Raw genomic sequence first — 15,885 nt, 5'->3', positions numbered from 1 at the left:
CTACATTCACACAATCAGCAGGCGCTCCCGATAGGATACTAACGAGCGTCACTCTGAAATTTTACACTCATTTTTTGGGCCTACGTTTGCGAGGAGAATTTTTCCATCGTTACTTTGCCAGTACATGAGACGCAGTGCTAGTCCGGAACTGGTTATATGGGTGCGGAACGCTTTCATGCTCTTATCTGAGCTTAGTCGTTGAACGGTAGAGTTTACTCCCACCCGGAATGGCGAAAGTTCATTTTTCGGCGTACCCGCCAATAAGTTAATGACCGTATCAAAAACCACGCCAAAGTAGGTGCAGGATATATATGATTGATTGCGCTTAAGCGAATCAATGAAATCGCGCCCAATAAAAAATGAATCCAACTCAAACTGATCAGTGGAGTAATTAGATTGTGACATCACTTTAAGAGCTCCCGCGAACATTGCGAGCTTAAAGTCATATTCACTCTTCACATCACTTAAGAAAAACTCATGACCTATAACACATAGAAAATTCTTATACACGGGAAATACATTAATAACTTTTGAAACATTTAACGGGTAAACTACGTCCAGCGGAAATGCATCCACGAGCTCGCCTTGAAGGCTCGTTTCATTTGAAGCTTCATTTTCAAAGTGTAGAGCGCATGTAGCTTTATCGTTCGATAAAGAATAGATGGCAAGGGTGGAAAAAAACTCAATTAGCTCCTCCCTTCGTTGCTCAGAAACAGCCCCTATAGGGGGGGTAATAAGGAGGTTTTTCCACTCTTGAACCCAGTACTGGTCAGAATCAGATAAACTTTTTGCATCTACCAAAATTTTATTTACAAGCGTTGTAATATCTTGGGCGGTAAAAATGGAAACCCCGTTTTCCTTTATGTTTTGAGAGAATACTTTGTCAGTCGGGAAACGATCTGATGCGACCAATTTGTAATATGCGTCTTCTTCAATCAAAGGAGGCGCCGACGAGTGTAAAATGTCGGAATGTAGCTGGGTAAGACTTAGAAAAAAATCATCTACTACATTCGATTCACAAAGTGCTGGCGACAGTAGGAACTCGCAAGTAGCAATTGCTTGCATATTATTCGCCCCCCTTGTCTTTTAGCATCCGCATTTTCTCAACCTGCTCTTTCTTTCTCTTTTTAGCGGCCTCTCGTATTATTATTTCAACCTCTCTATTGGAATCATCAAAAAAGTCTTTGGGCCAATTTTCGATAGCACCAAATCTACTTACGTCGACTTTCGAGAAGGTGGATATACCATTGAGTTTATCTACAAAAAAAATACTACTTATATCTTTAAGCTTTGTATTCTCAGCTTGGGCAATTCGCGAGCGCAATCTTGTAATAATGTATTCACTGTGCGTCTCTATTAGGCACTGTCTATTGTCCATCGACATAGCTATGAAAAAGTCGCAGAGTCTAGATTGAACTTTTGGATGCAGGTGCAATTCTGGCTGTTCAAAAATCAAGAGGTCATCATTGTCTGAGAGCAAAGCCATTAGAACAATTGGTAAAACCTGGCTAACACCTACACCGACATGCGTTAGGTCTTGCCAGACTGTATCGCTTGGATTGGTTTTTACCTTAAGCTCGTATCCCAGTTTCCCTGTGTCGGCAGTCTGGTAGTCGTCTACAACTCCTAAGAAGGACAACCAGTCTTTACAGGCATCAATTAGTTGCGCATCTAATCTAACTAAGGATATGCCGCCGCCCTCTTGTTGTTGCGGCGAGTAATAAGTGATCATCCGCTTTTCGTTGATATGCAACACTGCAGCAGTATTCTCTCCTTTAAGACCAATACTGCGTGGATTTGCCATTCCAATGGTTGGATAAATCGCTTGAGGCTCGTTTCGTAATGGCCCTAAGTATTTCACAGATCGGGAGAAGTAATAATTCACGTAGCGCTCTAGCATTCTAAAAGACTTTAGAGTTGAAGAGTCGGTAGATTTTACTTTTGCTGAACTCTCGTACCATGCAACGCTAAGGGGGTTGAGATTTTTTTTGATAAACTGATATAGCTCCGCTCTAGTCGCATCTGGTAGAGTTCTTACGAATGTATGCCAAGTCCGCACATTCACTTTCTGCTCTTTTAATAAAGCATGATCTAATAAATCAGGATTTAGCGGAAATTTTGAGTGAATATCTTGCTTAATGAAATCTTCGAGATTAATGTTTTTCTTTAACTGCGCGTTAGACTTTAAAACTTTAAGAAGGGCGTCAGGAACTTTATAGTCCAACTTTATCCTGAGTTGCTCTTCCGAAATCAACTGTTTGATTTTTACGAATACCGCTGCAGGTATAGTCACGGAATCCTGACTTTCAGCAGCCATTTTAGTAAGCACTGTATATTCATAAGGCGGGATCGACATCGCCCGAACAGATTCACGACTAATTCGACTAGTAAGGTCGTACTCAAAAACCAGAGAAGTGGGAAGGAAGCCGTCTTTCTTCATTCCTTTCGGTTTGAAGCCAGGATACTTACTTTTCATCTCGGCGAATTCGCTTGATTCAATTTCTACTATATCATAAAGCTGATCATTTGTATTCTGGGCTTCTGCCTCAAAAGATGCCGCATCTCTAATTCGTAGTCGTTCCCAACTTTCTTGACCATCTTTAACTATCAGAATCTTAATATCAGATTCTATGATAACTGGATGTAGCTCATCCTCAAGGCTCGCACCTTTACCATTGCGCTTGCCTAACAAAAACTTTGCTTCTATTATCTTTGCATGCTCAAGCCCATCTGAATACCAAGTATTATGATTTAGACCTAGACTGAATGATATTTCAAAATCCTCATCCTCTGTAAAGTAGCTTTTTATATCAGCAAACGATCCGAGCTTTGCCAAGTTCCCGTTAAGGACAAAAGATGTTCTGTCATACCTAGAGGCAAAACTTTGGCTCAAAAACAATATCGCCTGAATAAGCGAGCTTTTCCCGCTGCTGTTTGAGCCGCATAGAATAGAAAAGTTCTCAAGCGGTATTGGCGAATCGTTACAGATTGATTTAAAACGCTTCAATTCAATAGATGTTAACATCTTGCCTCCCTGCAAAACGAGCGATCGAAAATTGCCTACGGGCAAATAGTTTCAGCTTGACACTAAATACCTTCTTTTGTCTATAGCATTCGGTCATGCAGGCTGTATGCTATCTGTTTGTAGCTTTGGAGCTCTGACATCCATTTAGCTATCGATAATCTTTGAATAGCCTGAAAAATCAGCCAATTATCCAAAGCTCCGTAAGAGTGGTGTACCTCACTCCCAGTTAGAGTTGATGTGTAGAGCTAGAAATCCGCCGCCGCAACGCATCTCCCACTCAATGGGAATTCGCAACCCAATCCGAAACAAAAGGATTTCTGCCTGCAAATCGTCTCGGGCTAGATCGTACTTTGTAACGATATGCAATTTGGCGCTGTTTAGATTGAAGGGGGATGCGCATCAGAGCCCGACGCCACTGCTTTTAGCTACCTATTATTACTTTGGTTGTAGGGTTAGGAAACGTTGAATGCTGCTTTTCGCCGGTTCAGGTCTTTCGCGATCGGCCACATGAGGACGTCAGGATCCAGATGTGACTTGCCCCTACAACGCGCCCTTTCTAGAACTACCTAGTAAAGCTCACACCGGGTATGCATAATATTTGTAGAAAACTGAGCTGCACGGATAATTGCTCGCTCATTCACCTCAGAGTTTCTCAGCAAAGAAGGCTCATACGAATAACGTAAACTTGCGAGATCGTATAGCTCCCTATAAGTTCCGGCCCCCATATCCTGATTGCAACGTTCACACAGCGTCACTAAATTCCTAAAGCTGGTTTCCCCACCCTGCGAGTATGGTCTTACATGCTGCAAAGTTAGCCCATCCGTTTCTGGGCAATTAATGCACTTGTTCCCATCTCTATCTAATATTCTTTTTTTGAACTTGCCTCGAAAACTTCTTTTTCGAATAGATGCTGATGCCAGCTCGATATCTGTGAAAGACCCGTAAGGAGAAATCAAGCACTTTCTTTTTTTTATCCAGTGAGGTATGCATTCCCTTACAAACTTCTCATCTGCAATCGCCCACCCTTGAATACAAGTCCAGTCGTAGTAGCTATTTTCGTTATTAACTATGATGTAACTTACTCCTAATTCCTCAAGGGCGGCAGGAAACACTTCGCTGTTGACCAATGATGGCTTGCGAACCTCAACGCCGGTTGAGTCCGGTGCGCTACCTAATGTTAGTGTTGAAAAGTAACCATAGCCGCCACAGACCAACTTAAGATCAAAGGCATATGCTGAGCTCAAATGTTATTCCTCACAGAAAATGAATGGGCGGATTAAAGTGGTCAACGTTAGCAGAATCTAGATCGCGCAATGCTGTTTCAAGGTGCTTAATTCATGAGCCGCCCTGACCTCATAGGCTTGCCCCTTGGCTCGTTTTGTCCGTTTTCGGCCGATCACCACAGGCAGCAAACGGCCAATCGCAGTCATCGATTGACTACTAAATTAGGGGCGATTCACAGCTCGGAAAATCGAGCCTACGATTTTGTCCGAATTCTGCCGGATTCCCATAAAGGAAAAGCCCCAGATCATCGAGGCTTTGTAGATAAATCAGTCGAAAATCGGACGCTTTCCATCACCAATACTTTCGCGAATAGCGTTGACACTCAAATCATGGTCGACATTCTGTTTAAGGGTTGGAATCAGTGTTTCCACCAGTTTGATTGCTTTCTCGTACATATCGTCTTGCGACAGATCGTCGAATTCATACACACGACCAACAATAGCAAATGCCAGATTTTTGCAGCCTTCGCCCCTGTAGCCCCAACTATAGCCACCTTCGTACTTAAACAAGTCGCGCCGAGCGGGTAGCATTTCAGCATGCTGAGTCGGTGATTCACGCCATAACGCAATACCAGCGCCTTCGACAGTACGCAATAAAATCTGTGCCTGATCTTGCGTTGGTTTAGGTGGGTTGATTTCCACCCTGCTGAAGTCAATGTCTTCCAGGGTCATGCGCGTCTCTTCATTCATGGATTTTTCCTTGTAGTTGGCATAAGGCTCTGCTCTGTTAGCCCTTGGCCAGCAGTGTTTTTTCGATATCCGCCAGGTCTTGTGCAAACGCCTGATCAAGAGCGCTCGGTTTCTTTTTCCACGGCCTTGTTTCGGGCTGCGGCTCCGCAGCGTACAGCGTTACAGCATCGGGGCACGCTTGCAAGTGCTGCTCAAACTGCTCCCGCAGCTGTTGTCTCAGTTCTTCTTTGGTCATTCAGCCACTCTCGTTTTTATCAGTTCGGGTTAGCGTAGTCGGAGACATTTCAAACTGATCGATTGACCGCTTGCGGCGCTCATCGACGAACGGCGGCTCATGGCCGATAGCTGCCTGTAGCGGCTACGCGACTGCCGCTAATGAGCCGCTGCGTTTAACGGTCTGCGTAGTTTAGGGAAAAATTGGACATTATTGGGGCCGTTTCTGGTCGCTTGGCGCAGGATACAAGCGAGGAGAACTTAGTGTTTTCCGGCCTGGTGCTGCCTACAGGCGCAGGGTGAGGGGTCTAATTCCCCTGCAGGGGCAGAAGGGAGTAAACCCTCGTGTTAGCTTGAGAAGCTAGTAACGAGGGCTATTAAAACCAAGGAAGACTTAAGTTCTCGTTTTTTACGTAATAGAAACTTATCGACCATATTCCTCTTCTGTATGCGTATCAACGATTTTGCCGCTTATATCCCCGAATACCATTGGGCCTAAAGCGTTTTCACCAACAATTGCATCGCTTTTAACTTCTGCAAAAATTCTCATTTTCTGTCCAGGCGCACGTTCAAATTTATAGTGAGTGCCACTTGCCATTGCTTTAATTCGGGAGGTGAAGCCTCCGGAGTGTTTTATGTAATCCATGTCTTCAAAGTCAATTTCCTCATAAGTAGTATTTGAAATGGCCATTTCAGAAGAAAGCTCTTCAAGTTCAAATAGTTCGTATTTGGATGATTCAAAAAAATCATTGCTTTTTTCTACGATCTCATCAAGCGTTATCAGCTCCATGCTGAGAGATTCAAACATGGCTGTCACATGGTCAAAAATAATGTCAGAAGTAAAGCTTTCGTTTTTTATAGAGGACTCGTCCACGATGGTCTCTAATTTTTGAGCAAGTATTTTTTGGTCGTAGTATATGTACTCGACTTTAGAAAGCTCGTCGTTATTAAAGTTTTGGTCTTTGATGAGGTCCTTGAAACTATCATATCCAAATACTGCAGCAACGATTTCCGCTGCTGTCGTCATTGATATGTGTATGTAATCCTTGTTCATGCCATTTTCAATCATTGACATATAAAGATAAGCAGAGGGGAAGCGATTAGACTCCTGTAGTGCCCTGAGTCGCTTGCTCTCTATTTGGAATCGATTTCGCTCTAGCCTCGCTTGATGATTTTTATTGGATCTTTCAATTAGAATTATTTTAGCTCTAGCTAAAGCCTCTTCAGCCTTAGTGGCGGCCTCTTTTGATGCGGATTCTGCCTCAAGCGCTCTCGCCATAAGTCTTTTGGTTCGCAGCTTTAAATGCTCGAGAATTTCTTCTCTCCGATTTAATTCAAGCTTAATGCTTTCTTCTAGAAAAGGTTTGTCGGGGTTTGATAGTAATCTTGCTTTGTTTAAATCTTTTTGTGAGTTTATTTGGTTTAATTCGGTTGTGACAGCTTGGTGATGTAGTTTGTTGTTGGCGAACTCTAAAATCAATTTTGCAACAAGTGATATCCACGGTAGAAGAAAAAGATAAAATATTGTTAGTAGTGCGGGTATCGTAAACAATGTATTGAAAGCTATGAATTTAGTTTCAGTTAAGAAAATATAGAAATTATGGATTTTGTCAGAAGTACTTCCTTCGCCCCATATTAAGACTCCTAGATGATTCCAGTTGCAAGTGATCCAGGATATGATAAAGGCCCCAAGCAATGGGTCGCTTATCCTGGTTTTTGTATTCCCTGAGATAGACGAAAGTATGTCGTCCAAAATCTTCATTTTATGAGGTCCATTCATGTTTAAATTCGGTTGAAGCAAGGGTACGGGAGATTGATCCGTGGATCAATTGAATGAGAAGGTTTGGGCGCTACCTAGCGGAAGGTCGCCATTTTTACTTGTTTCATCTCCTTCAAGAAGCGGTGCACGTCTTCGGGATTTTGGTTTGCGGAAGGGCTTAAAACCCACACACCCTGAGCATCAAATCTTTACCGGTTTCTGATAAAGGCGGTTGAGGCTACGTGTTAGATTTGAGCTTCGATCATTCTGATGTCATAAGGACGGCCAGAGTGAGCTTTATGAACTCTTCGTTCTCGTCAAGGGTGTGCAGAGCACCACGCACATTCTCAGCCACCTCGGCGGAGCCGCGCTGCTCAATCCAACTCGATAGCTCCATAATAGAAGCTTCGAGGGCCAGCTGGTTTTCATAAAGTTTTGAGAGAAGGGAGGGAAGTAGGTCTGATTTTGGCATAGCTGATTCTCCGTATGGAGAGAAGCGTAGCAGCTGGTGAAACGAAGGTACTTGACTTAGAACGGCAGAACCCAGAGAAGGGCAAAAACAGTTCCCAAACCAAAACCGCCCCCCTTGCTGAATGCCGCCTGTAGCTTGGTTGGTGGTTGCGAGTAATGGAGCGCCTAAGGCCGCCAAGGTACCGGCCCGCTTGAGTTTGCATCGCGGTCTTGAAAACCGGCGGACGTTAATAGCGTCTCCAGGGTTCGAATCCCTGGTTTCCCGCCAAGATTCAAACGAAAGCCCCGCGATTGCGGGGCTTTTGTGTTTCTGGCCTCTGGCGATGCTTTCAGTTAAGCGCCTGATCGTTTCCGCATCATTTCGGGCGGTTTCCGCAACTCTTCCAAATTTCGGAGTCATCGGGTGGGCTTCACGATCTCCCCGACCCGTCGATAAACAGTCTCGGTTATCCGCTTGTCCGTGTGCCCCAGCAGTCGACTTGCATCCCCCAGATCAAGGATTTCGCTGGCGGCTTTCGCCTGGTATCTGGGTGAGCGCCGTCAGTGCTTTCAGCAGTTGCTCGCTGCTGGCGCGCTCCTCCCGGCCGATATCCCAGAAGCGCTGACCCCAGTGATCCGCCGGTGGCGGGTTGGTGCTCTGGGCGCCCAGTGCCAGCGCCCCGACAATCGCGTCGCACAGATCGCGCTTGTAGGCGTTGTCGCCGTCGATGCTGCCGCGACGGCGCAGGGCGCTGACCACTTCGTTTAGATCAATACCTTTATCCTTGAGCACGATATCCAGCTTGGGTTTTCCTGGTTCGTAAACCACGAGAGCCAGCTTGGCGCCTGGCCACAGGTGTTCGCTGATACTGACCAGTGCGTCGTTCGCGGCCTGGTGTAAATGCTCAAGAATTGCGGACATAGGAATTCCTCGCCCGCCTAATCAAGGGGGCAATGATGATTTTTTGGGGTAGAGGTGGCCGAGTTAAAGGCCTTGTTCTAGATCAGACTCGAGCTAGAATGCTAAACAATTTCATAAGACACGGATTGTTATGGCTCATTATTACGGCTTTATTTCGATTGATGGTAGTTTGGCCTTTGCCTCCTATGATCGCCAAGAGGCGCGTTGTTGGTTTAGTCAGTATGGTGGTTGGTATCAAACCGCAACAGTACAAGTTCAGAATGCAACCGGAGAGGCTGATGTTTCCGAAGAGGTCGGCCTTGACGCTATTCGGCAGGTTCTTAGGCAGAATGCCCGCCATTTGCCTGACGAATTTCATAAGCTGCATCTTAAGCCAGGTCAGTACTATCCTAGAATATGGCGCGGAATATCTCTCGATGATGGTTGGTCGAATAACTACGATCAGTTAAGTCCACGCAATATTTATGGTAGGACTTACTTGGAGTCCGTTGTTGCGACTGAAAGTTTATTGCTTGAGGTTAAAGATTTATTTCGGGTTGTTGAGCCTAATCGTGCTAATGACCTCTGTTATGGACACCGATTGCGCGAACTTCTAATTTTGCTCTGTACTGAGGTGGAAGCCTGCTGGGCTGGAGTCCTTCGATCAAACCAGTTAGCAGAGGAGGCCAAGGGGCGGTATTCCACAAAGCACTACGTCAGAGTTGGCAACCCTCTGCGATTGACAGAATGGAAGGTGGAGCTGAAAGACTACCCTGGTAGAGTTTTCCAGCCATTCAAATACTGGAATGTTCTACTTCCGACCGCTTCAATCAATTGGTATGACGCTTACAATAAAGTTAAACATGATCGAGAAGGATGTTTTTCCAGTAGTACTTATCGTTCAGTCTTGGACGCGGCAGCCGCGCTCCATATTTTGCAGGTTGCACAATGGGGGCCGCAGGTTTTTGACATGATGCGAGCGAATAGATTTTCTATATTCTATACCGTAGAGGCTCCTATCATTCACCTTTCTGAAGCATATTTGGCAAGCCCTGTAGAGAGCAAAATTTTCAACGAGTCGGTGTGTTGGCGAGACCATCGGCTCTGTTGAGGGGTTGCTTGGCAACGGTCTTCACCCGCGGCGATATTTGTACCTGATCCGAACGACATAATTAGCCGCAGTCCGCCGGACAATATGTCGATTTTATCATCCGCTGCGGTCAGGCGCTGTTGCAGGGCTGCGATCTTTTCTCGTCCGGCCGCTTCACGCGCCAGGAAGATCGAGTAAACCTCCTGAGATACGCGCACCGATCGCCCTTCAATTCCGAAATCCACGCCACTGTCCACCGGCTGCGAAGCGGTAAGTGTGGCCGGCACTGGAGTTCGTGCGTTGCCCGCGCCGGATCGCCCGGGACAATCCTGTGCGTGGCTTTCAGGATCAGCGGAGAAGCCTGCAGGGCAGTTACAAAAACAGAATCGGCTCATGCAGCCTCCCTCGTTACCAGATCATTGGCATTCACAACCGTCATGCCGGAGAACTCTTCGGCTGTTGGCAAATCCTCCAGGCAGGCGAAGATCGGCATGCCCAGCTCTCGTGCGCGGTGGACCTCGCCCAGTGTGCCGGCGCTGTAACGCCAGCCATTGACCAGGACAACCGCGTCGCAACGCTCCATCAGCGCTAGGGTGCCGTCGAGGAAGAACTGGTCTTGACCGGGCAGGTCGTCATCGAAGTGCGCGGTATTGGTGTGGGGGCAGAGCGGGAGCCAGCCGATGCGGGCGCTGGCGACGGCTACCGACCTGGCCTCAGCAATGTTCTCGGCGATCAGTTCGCGGGTTGCTGCGCGGTAAGGGCCAGCCACTTAGGCGACCGGGATCTTCTGTTTTGCGGACACAGCGGGTTCCTTGCCGGGCCATGCCCGGGCGGTGGAGTTTCGGAAGGGATCAGCTACAGTTCAGCGATCAGCCAAACGGAGGTGGTGATGGATAATTACGTATGTGTTATCTGCGGCGGTAAGGGCAACGAGCGGTATTCAGTAGGCGAGTTCAGGGATGTCGAATGCCCGGACTGTGGGAAGTATCTAATTTCAGTAACTGTGCTGGCCGAGATGAGGGATCGAGGTAGTCGATTCAACGTGCCAAAAACCAGGGCGTGCATTAATGGCTTCATCGCAGCAGAATTGCCTGCAGTAATTTCCAAGGCTGAAATCGCCTACCACCAGCTTTTTTCTAGTTGACCCCGAGTTGTTGTAGAAGGCGCCGGCCGATCCAGCGAACCACGGTAACGGCCTTGCTGTTGTCGATCGCCTTATAGCGGGGGCCGTCGGGGCATTCGCTGGCAGGCTTGCCGCGCCAGGGGATCAGGGTGTAGTCGTCGGCCATACCCTGTAGGCGCTCGCATTCAACCGAAAGCCGCCCGTCGCCACCGGCATGGCCAAAAGCAGTCACTCGAGTTCGCTTAGAAAATCATTGGCAGATCACTATGGGTAAGAGGCTTGCACAAAACTCCGTAGTTTGATCTATTAGAACAATCAAAAAAATCTTTAGGAGGGGAAATGCCAGCGACTCTAGTGGGCAATTTATCGGGTAAAGAAACCATCTGGCGCTACATGACCCTGGATAGGCTTATTAATATATTCGATGATAAAGCGTTATTTATGACTGGCTTGGGTGCATACAGTAAAAGCGATCCATATGAGGGGTACCCCCCACCCGTCGTACTCAGGCAAGTCAAGAATCAATGTCCACCTTCTATGTATTTTTCCCATGACACCAGCAAGTCGAAAGATATCAACAACTTCAAAGTATTTGCTGAAAGACTATTTCACTCGCGAGTTGTGTCCTGCTGGTATCAAGGTGATGAAGAATCAGAAGCGATGTGGAGGATATATGGTGATGCTGGGAAGGCGATAGCAATCCGCACAACTGTGGGCAAGCTCGCAAAAGCACTTGGTAACGAATTTGATGGAAGAATAGCAAGGGTATTATACGTAAATTACACTAGGGTTACGCCGGAGGATTATAAAGCCGTAATGGGGGCTCAGGCTCAAAATGTACTACTTGACCCAATTTACAAGAGACACTCATATGCACATGAAAGAGAAATCAGAGCATATATGCAAATTAAAGATGCTAAAATAGACGAGCCTGACACTTATAAGCCGCACTTGGCTCTTATAGACTTCTCTTCTATGATCGATGAGATTGTTGTTTCCCCATACTGCAGCGGATCTTATGTCAAGGCGACTAAAGCAGTTGCTACACAATTTGGCATTGGGGATAGAGTTAGGCAGTCATCACTAATTTCTGATCTGGCCCCCATTTATTCAAAAATAGAAGACGCCACTTGAGTTTGTCTGGCATGTTCGTCTCAGCGAAGATTGAAAATCAATTTATTAGTTTAATAAAATATACAAAACCTTACCGTAAGGCACAGCGAAATCATATGCGTATGAGCGACCGCTTCTGGCCGATTTCTGCCTTTCGTAACTGGCAGAAATTGGCCAGTTGCAGCTTGGTAGGGATACACGCCCGCTCGCTGTCATCTGCTTCTAACATGTCGACCTTGTTTCGCACAGGGTCAAGGCTGCCGTCGTCATCTATCGTGCATCCTTTGCACGTTATGTTTTTCTGCGACTGACATGTCGTCATCCGTCGGTCATCTGATGCGAAGCTGGGTCACAGCCTGAGCCAGTCCGCCCACTTTCCGTAGATTTCCGACGGTAGAACGGTCTGAAATCGAATCCCGGGTGCTCAGCGATCGGTCACCATTTGGCTCTTACAAAGAAGAGAGCCTTCGTCATGAGCAAAGAAGCACAAACGATAGTCACCCTGCTGGATCAGCAGTACGAGCAGCTGCTTACGGACGCGAGATGCTTGGTAGCAAGCTATGTGGATACGTCCATGAAGCTGTACAAAAAGACCGGGGTCAAATCTGTTGTGGCCGGCGTATCAATCAAGCAGGTGAGCCCGAATGCGTATTCGATCTACTGGTGCAAACTGGTGCCGCTGCAAGGACAAAAAAACAAATTCGCGCCCCTGACTATTGCCAAGGGGAATGGCAAACATAAATACCCGGCTTCCTCGTTTGAGTTTGTTGAATATCCATACCGTCACCTCGTTCTGCAAGTTGAGGGGCGGCTTGCGGAGATTCGCCGCGTTGCGAGCGAGAATCGTCAGCTACGTCGGACGTTGGTCGCTTATGAGAAGAAGCTGTCTAGATACCAAGCGCTTAATCATGGCGACCTCTATTCGGCAGGGTAGCGGCTGAGTACCTATAAGCAGTGCCGAACAGATTTGACCCGATTGTAAATCCCGAAAGCCCCGTGCAGCTTGGTCTGGCGGGGCTTTCTCGTATCAGCAGTGAACTATGGCGAGATATATTGCTGCGCTTGATCAGGGAAGGCGACGGGTTCGGGCTATAAGCAGTGTAGGGCGCTAAATCTACTCGTTGTCAGCCAGCAGGCCCATGCGGCGGGGGCGGAGGCCGTATTTGCTATTAGCAGCGACGCTTACGACCTAGTCAGCCGGCCAGCTTTCGTTTGTATTAGTAGTGAAAGGCTTCACTTTCATAAAATAAACATTGGTAGGTGCCGTTCCAGCTGGTACCTGTGTCGCGTAGCGGGTGGTGGCGGTAACGCGCTATCTCTCACTGCCACGCTGCTGCTCGAATGCAATGCGGTTAATTACGCACATGGGGATGGTGTAGCCCTGGATGTGTGTCGTGAGGGCCTCATTGCCTGCGATCACCATGATGCAGGATAGGCCTCTGCGGAAGCGCATTCCTCGTCCCGAGTAATTGCGCGGGATGATCTCCCATGTTTCGTCGTCGTAGTAACAGCCAACGATTTCTGACCAGTGCGATTGGATGCCCGCGCCCATGATGCCTACTGGGGTCAGGCAAAAAATTTCTACCTGGGTTTCCTGCCCAAGAGGTACAGCGTAAACCCGACCGTTTGGTGCAATAGGTGGGAAGTATTGCCCGTTACCGAGGTGACGAAATTCCATGGTGGTGCTCCGGATAGATGAGGTCGCTAGACACTCTCCGGTAGCTTCCTGAAAACCCAAGGTCAGCTGTTGTCAGCGAGTCGGCGCACGAGCTTATCTTGCTGGGCAAGCTAGCTCGCCACATGGCGTGCGTGCATGTAGCTGATCTAAACGCTTCGGCGTTTTGCTCACTTTCGCTAGGGTGCCGAAACTGACAGCCCTTCCGAAGTCATCCCATGACCTCACAGGCTTGGGAAAATACTGCGTATCGCAGCGGTAGGGTCCCCTGCCGATGGATTTGGATCAGCGCCCGCTGCCAAAAGAGGCAGCGGGCAGTTTGCTGCAGGTAGCTGGCCGTACCGCTGAAGACTCAGTCGTCGCCACGCTTTTTGTCCAGACGCGCTGCGACCATGTAGCCAATAGCGCCTGCGATGGTCAGCGCACTGACGACGGCAAGCACGGCATATACAAGCAGCTCAAAACGATCCATGCCCTTACTCCTTTTATTTGAGGTCTAAAGGTTAGGGGCTTTTGATCGAATCCCAAATCTACTGTGTGACGGCTTTGCGCCCGATGCCTGCAGGCTCTTTCCGCATGTAGGCCCTGGCACCGACGTACGCATCAGTTTCCCAAATATGCAAATGCCCTAACTCGTAGGCGACGTCATTCCGAGCCTCCAGATCCTCATCGTCGGGTGCTTTTCCTCCAAGAATCGGGGCGTGGTGACCAGACGACCGCTGGTAGAGCTCGCAGGCATATGCTGCGCGACAGTCATCAATGTTCAGTCCGTGAGAAAGTAAAAGCTCTTGCGCTGCAGGTAGGTTCTTTGATTCCCATGTACCCCAAGCTGCAGGCTTCGGGCGCCTGCTGCCATGTCGTTTTTGAAATGCTGCGGCCTTATCCAGAATGACAATTTGCTCAGGATCAGAAATATTAATGATCCGATGCTCACGCTTATCTTTGCTGAACGCATAAAAGATGTTTTCCGCCTCGGCTTCTTTATGAGCATCTTCTGCGTCGAAGAAAAAAGCGTCTAGCATTGACATGCCGAGGTATCGAACCAATCTGATCAATGTTGCTAGCTGCTCTGAGTGGAGAGCCTGAATATCTACCATCGCGGCTTCAAACCTAGTTCGGTCAAGACCGCGAGGTACCGTAATCCGTGCATGGCTTGGAAAGCCAAGCCGGCTACCAGCATCAGCCGCTGAGCCCTTCCAGCGTCCATCACTTGCGAAGCTCATTACTGAATGTACAGTCTCAAGCAGAGCGATTACGTTTTGCTGCGGAAGATTCCCTTGGTATGCCTGGATGTACAGCTCTTCCCCGTACTCCCTCACAAGTTTTTTATTGACGAATTCCAGGATATCCACCTCATGAGAGTCCCTGGCATAAACACAGAACTGCGCCCATTGCTGGTCGTGGATCATGGCCTCGTGTTGCCCAAGTAGCCCGCGTCGGACTGCCTCCCCGAGTACCGCCGAGCCGGCCTTGGTCAAGTCCCGATCAAAATGTGAGTGGAAACTCTGCTTCATGGGTCATTTCTCCATTCAGCTCAGGTGCTGAGCTGCTAAAGGAAATGTTGAGCGAGAAAAAATATCCTGGGCTTCGTTTTCGGTCGCATTTAGCGCCTGAAATTGACGAGCGCATCCATCCCGTAAACGGTCGTTTATGGCACGTCTATTTCAGATGATCTTTTGGGCTTGGGATTCACCACTTTCCTGTCATTTTTCCCGTACCAAAATCAGTGTGAGAAAAACGTATGGGAAAGCGGATTGGGTACGCCCGAGTTTCGACTGATGATCAGAATCTCGACCTGCAGCGAGATGCACTTGCCCTGGCTGGGTGCTCCGTGGTTTACGAAGAGACCATTAGCGGGAAGTCAGCGGATAGGCCGGAGCTGGAGCATTGCCTCAAAGCTCTGCGTAGTGGTGACACTCTGGTTGTCTGGCGACTGGACCGCCTCGGTCGTTCTTTGCCTGACTTGGTTGGGATTGTCAGTAGCTTGGAGCGGGAAGAGGTGGCCTTCGAGTCCATAACCGAACGAATTGAAACCACCAGCGCTGCCGGCAAGCTGATATTTCATGTATTCGCTGCCCTGGCTGAGTTCGAGCGCAACCTCATTCGAGAGCGAACCCGTGCAGGACTGGCTGCGGCTCGTGCCCGTGGGAGAAAAGGTGGGCGCAAGCCTGTGCTGGATGATCGTCAGGTACGTGAGATACGAGCTCTTCTCAGAGATCCTGAGATACAGGTAACCGATGTAGCTCGACGGTATGGCGTTTCTCGAACAACGCTTTACCGCTACGTCGGTTCGTCGAAATCATCTTGTAGTGGCCAACCCATCCCGGACAGTGGGGTAAGTTCTTCGACTGCCGCAGGTGGCAGCCCGTCATTGTATTGATATGTCGACAAGCAAACTATGAGTCGGGTGCCAACGGCTCCTTATTTTGGGAAAAGTCCGCATTATCTGTTCAAGATGGCGTAGTGAGCCTTATCAATACGAATATTCGTCAGCTGCGCCATCATTAGGCCATCTGGCTTACAATCTTTCCCTATGCAGTACCCAGCTAAAGGTAATTCAAGG

16 protein-coding genes and 2 pseudogenes are annotated in these 15,885 nt (G+C 48.1%); 5 read left to right on the top strand and 13 right to left on the bottom strand.

Annotation, left to right across the window (positions count from 1 at the left end; genetic code table 11):
- Positions 1-48: 48 nt before the first annotated feature.
- The 9 genes and pseudogenes from ACW9I6_RS00450 to ACW9I6_RS00410 all read right to left on the bottom strand — a co-directional run bounded on the left by ACW9I6_RS00450 (position 49) and on the right by ACW9I6_RS00410 (position 8,342).
- Positions 49-1,065 carry a hypothetical protein gene (locus tag ACW9I6_RS00450; RefSeq protein ID WP_457338652.1) on the bottom strand — a complete coding sequence of 339 codons (1,017 nt, stop codon included), beginning with the start codon at positions 1,063-1,065 and terminating at the stop codon, positions 49-51.
- A gap of 1 nt (position 1,066) precedes the next feature.
- Positions 1,067-3,025, bottom strand: coding sequence for a DUF3696 domain-containing protein (locus ACW9I6_RS00445; RefSeq protein WP_457338651.1), 1,959 nt, complete (start codon positions 3,023-3,025; stop codon positions 1,067-1,069).
- Positions 3,026-3,591: 566 nt separating this feature from the next.
- Positions 3,592-4,269 carry an HNH endonuclease gene (locus ACW9I6_RS00440; protein WP_457338650.1) on the bottom strand — a complete coding sequence of 226 codons (678 nt, stop codon included), beginning with the start codon at positions 4,267-4,269 and terminating at the stop codon, positions 3,592-3,594.
- A 306-nt stretch (positions 4,270-4,575) separates the two neighbouring features.
- A complete protein-coding gene (locus ACW9I6_RS00435) occupies positions 4,576-4,998 on the bottom strand; it encodes a DUF6166 domain-containing protein (protein ID WP_457338649.1) in 423 nt (140 codons plus the stop codon).
- 37 nt (positions 4,999-5,035) lie between these two features.
- Entirely contained in the window at positions 5,036-5,233 is a 198-nt protein-coding gene (locus ACW9I6_RS00430; protein WP_457338648.1) for a hypothetical protein, read from the bottom strand.
- A 402-nt stretch (positions 5,234-5,635) separates the two neighbouring features.
- Positions 5,636-6,973, bottom strand: a complete 1,338-nt coding sequence (locus ACW9I6_RS00425; protein WP_457338647.1) for a hypothetical protein — start codon at positions 6,971-6,973, stop codon at positions 5,636-5,638.
- 259 nt (positions 6,974-7,232) lie between these two features.
- Entirely contained in the window at positions 7,233-7,442 is a 210-nt protein-coding gene (locus ACW9I6_RS00420; RefSeq protein ID WP_457338646.1) for a hypothetical protein, read from the bottom strand.
- A 395-nt stretch (positions 7,443-7,837) separates the two neighbouring features.
- A pseudogene (locus ACW9I6_RS00415) lies at positions 7,838-7,957 on the bottom strand (integrase); the annotation flags it as partial.
- The gene (locus ACW9I6_RS00410; protein WP_457338645.1) at positions 7,935-8,342 is read right to left on the bottom strand and encodes a hypothetical protein; all 408 of its coding nucleotides are present in this window, start codon (positions 8,340-8,342) and stop codon (positions 7,935-7,937) included. The pseudogene ACW9I6_RS00415 and the gene ACW9I6_RS00410, both read right to left, overlap by 23 nt.
- A 130-nt stretch (positions 8,343-8,472) precedes the next feature.
- On the opposite strand from ACW9I6_RS00410, the gene ACW9I6_RS00405 reads away from it, so the two are divergent.
- Positions 8,473-9,432: a hypothetical protein gene (locus ACW9I6_RS00405; protein WP_457338644.1), complete on the top strand. Its 960-nt coding sequence runs from the start codon at positions 8,473-8,475 to the stop codon at positions 9,430-9,432.
- A 370-nt stretch (positions 9,433-9,802) separates the two neighbouring features.
- Here the strand turns inward: ACW9I6_RS00405 and ACW9I6_RS00400 are convergent, their stop codons facing one another.
- Complete coding sequence (locus ACW9I6_RS00400) at positions 9,803-10,180, bottom strand: DUF7768 domain-containing protein (RefSeq protein WP_457338643.1); 378 nt, start codon at positions 10,178-10,180, stop codon at positions 9,803-9,805.
- A gap of 120 nt (positions 10,181-10,300) precedes the next feature.
- On the opposite strand from ACW9I6_RS00400, the gene ACW9I6_RS00395 reads away from it, so the two are divergent.
- On the top strand, positions 10,301-10,555 hold the full coding sequence (locus tag ACW9I6_RS00395) for a hypothetical protein (RefSeq protein ID WP_457338642.1): 255 nt from the start codon (positions 10,301-10,303) through the stop codon (positions 10,553-10,555).
- Here the strand turns inward: ACW9I6_RS00395 and ACW9I6_RS00390 are convergent.
- Positions 10,548-10,721: pseudogene (locus tag ACW9I6_RS00390) on the bottom strand (DNA cytosine methyltransferase); the annotation flags it as partial. The gene ACW9I6_RS00395 and the pseudogene ACW9I6_RS00390 overlap by 8 nt on opposite strands.
- 152 nt (positions 10,722-10,873) lie before the next feature.
- On the opposite strand from ACW9I6_RS00390, the gene ACW9I6_RS00385 reads away from it, so the two are divergent.
- Positions 10,874-11,668: a DUF2971 domain-containing protein gene (locus ACW9I6_RS00385; protein ID WP_457338641.1), complete on the top strand. Its 795-nt coding sequence runs from the start codon at positions 10,874-10,876 to the stop codon at positions 11,666-11,668.
- A gap of 451 nt (positions 11,669-12,119) precedes the next feature.
- Positions 12,120-12,581, top strand: coding sequence for a conjugative transfer protein MobI(A/C) (gene mobI / locus ACW9I6_RS00380; protein WP_045429914.1), 462 nt, complete (start codon positions 12,120-12,122; stop codon positions 12,579-12,581).
- Positions 12,582-12,959: 378 nt separating this feature from the next.
- Here mobI and ACW9I6_RS00375 read toward each other — a convergent pair whose 3' ends face one another.
- Positions 12,960-13,325 carry a hypothetical protein gene (locus tag ACW9I6_RS00375; protein WP_457338640.1) on the bottom strand — a complete coding sequence of 122 codons (366 nt, stop codon included), beginning with the start codon at positions 13,323-13,325 and terminating at the stop codon, positions 12,960-12,962.
- A gap of 527 nt (positions 13,326-13,852) precedes the next feature.
- Positions 13,853-14,836 carry an integrase gene (locus ACW9I6_RS00370; protein WP_457338639.1) on the bottom strand — a complete coding sequence of 328 codons (984 nt, stop codon included), beginning with the start codon at positions 14,834-14,836 and terminating at the stop codon, positions 13,853-13,855.
- Positions 14,837-15,063: 227 nt separating this feature from the next.
- Here ACW9I6_RS00370 and ACW9I6_RS00365 point away from each other — a divergent pair, with 227 nt between their 5' ends.
- Positions 15,064-15,702, top strand: coding sequence for a recombinase family protein (locus ACW9I6_RS00365; protein WP_248089660.1), 639 nt, complete (start codon positions 15,064-15,066; stop codon positions 15,700-15,702).
- Positions 15,703-15,885: the final 183 nt, after the last annotated feature.

The sequence above is a fragment of the Pseudomonas sp. SDO5522_S412 genome, from assembly GCF_054071215.1.
The sequence above is the reverse complement of the archived record's forward strand: the minus strand, read 5'-3'. Positions and strand labels throughout refer to the sequence as shown.

What these genes read in the sequence shown, in the direction of transcription:
- ACW9I6_RS00450 (WP_457338652.1), bottom strand. Translation starts at nt 1,065, where the DNA reads ATGCAAGCAATTGCTACTTGCGAGTTCCTACTGTCGCCAGCACTTTGT.
- ACW9I6_RS00445 (WP_457338651.1), bottom strand. Translation starts at nt 3,025, where the DNA reads ATGTTAACATCTATTGAATTGAAGCGTTTTAAATCAATCTGTAACGAT.
- ACW9I6_RS00435 (WP_457338649.1), bottom strand. Translation starts at nt 4,998, where the DNA reads ATGAATGAAGAGACGCGCATGACCCTGGAAGACATTGACTTCAGCAGG.
- ACW9I6_RS00430 (WP_457338648.1), bottom strand. Translation starts at nt 5,233, where the DNA reads ATGACCAAAGAAGAACTGAGACAACAGCTGCGGGAGCAGTTTGAGCAG.
- ACW9I6_RS00425 (WP_457338647.1), bottom strand. Translation starts at nt 6,973, where the DNA reads ATGAAGATTTTGGACGACATACTTTCGTCTATCTCAGGGAATACAAAA.
- ACW9I6_RS00420 (WP_457338646.1), bottom strand. Translation starts at nt 7,442, where the DNA reads ATGCCAAAATCAGACCTACTTCCCTCCCTTCTCTCAAAACTTTATGAA.
- ACW9I6_RS00410 (WP_457338645.1), bottom strand. Translation starts at nt 8,342, where the DNA reads ATGTCCGCAATTCTTGAGCATTTACACCAGGCCGCGAACGACGCACTG.
- ACW9I6_RS00405 (WP_457338644.1), top strand. Translation starts at nt 8,473, where the DNA reads ATGGCTCATTATTACGGCTTTATTTCGATTGATGGTAGTTTGGCCTTT.
- ACW9I6_RS00395 (WP_457338642.1), top strand. Translation starts at nt 10,301, where the DNA reads ATGGATAATTACGTATGTGTTATCTGCGGCGGTAAGGGCAACGAGCGG.
- ACW9I6_RS00385 (WP_457338641.1), top strand. Translation starts at nt 10,874, where the DNA reads ATGCCAGCGACTCTAGTGGGCAATTTATCGGGTAAAGAAACCATCTGG.
- mobI (WP_045429914.1), top strand. Translation starts at nt 12,120, where the DNA reads ATGAGCAAAGAAGCACAAACGATAGTCACCCTGCTGGATCAGCAGTAC.
- ACW9I6_RS00375 (WP_457338640.1), bottom strand. Translation starts at nt 13,325, where the DNA reads ATGGAATTTCGTCACCTCGGTAACGGGCAATACTTCCCACCTATTGCA.
- ACW9I6_RS00370 (WP_457338639.1), bottom strand. Translation starts at nt 14,836, where the DNA reads ATGAAGCAGAGTTTCCACTCACATTTTGATCGGGACTTGACCAAGGCC.
- ACW9I6_RS00365 (WP_248089660.1), top strand. Translation starts at nt 15,064, where the DNA reads ATGGGAAAGCGGATTGGGTACGCCCGAGTTTCGACTGATGATCAGAAT.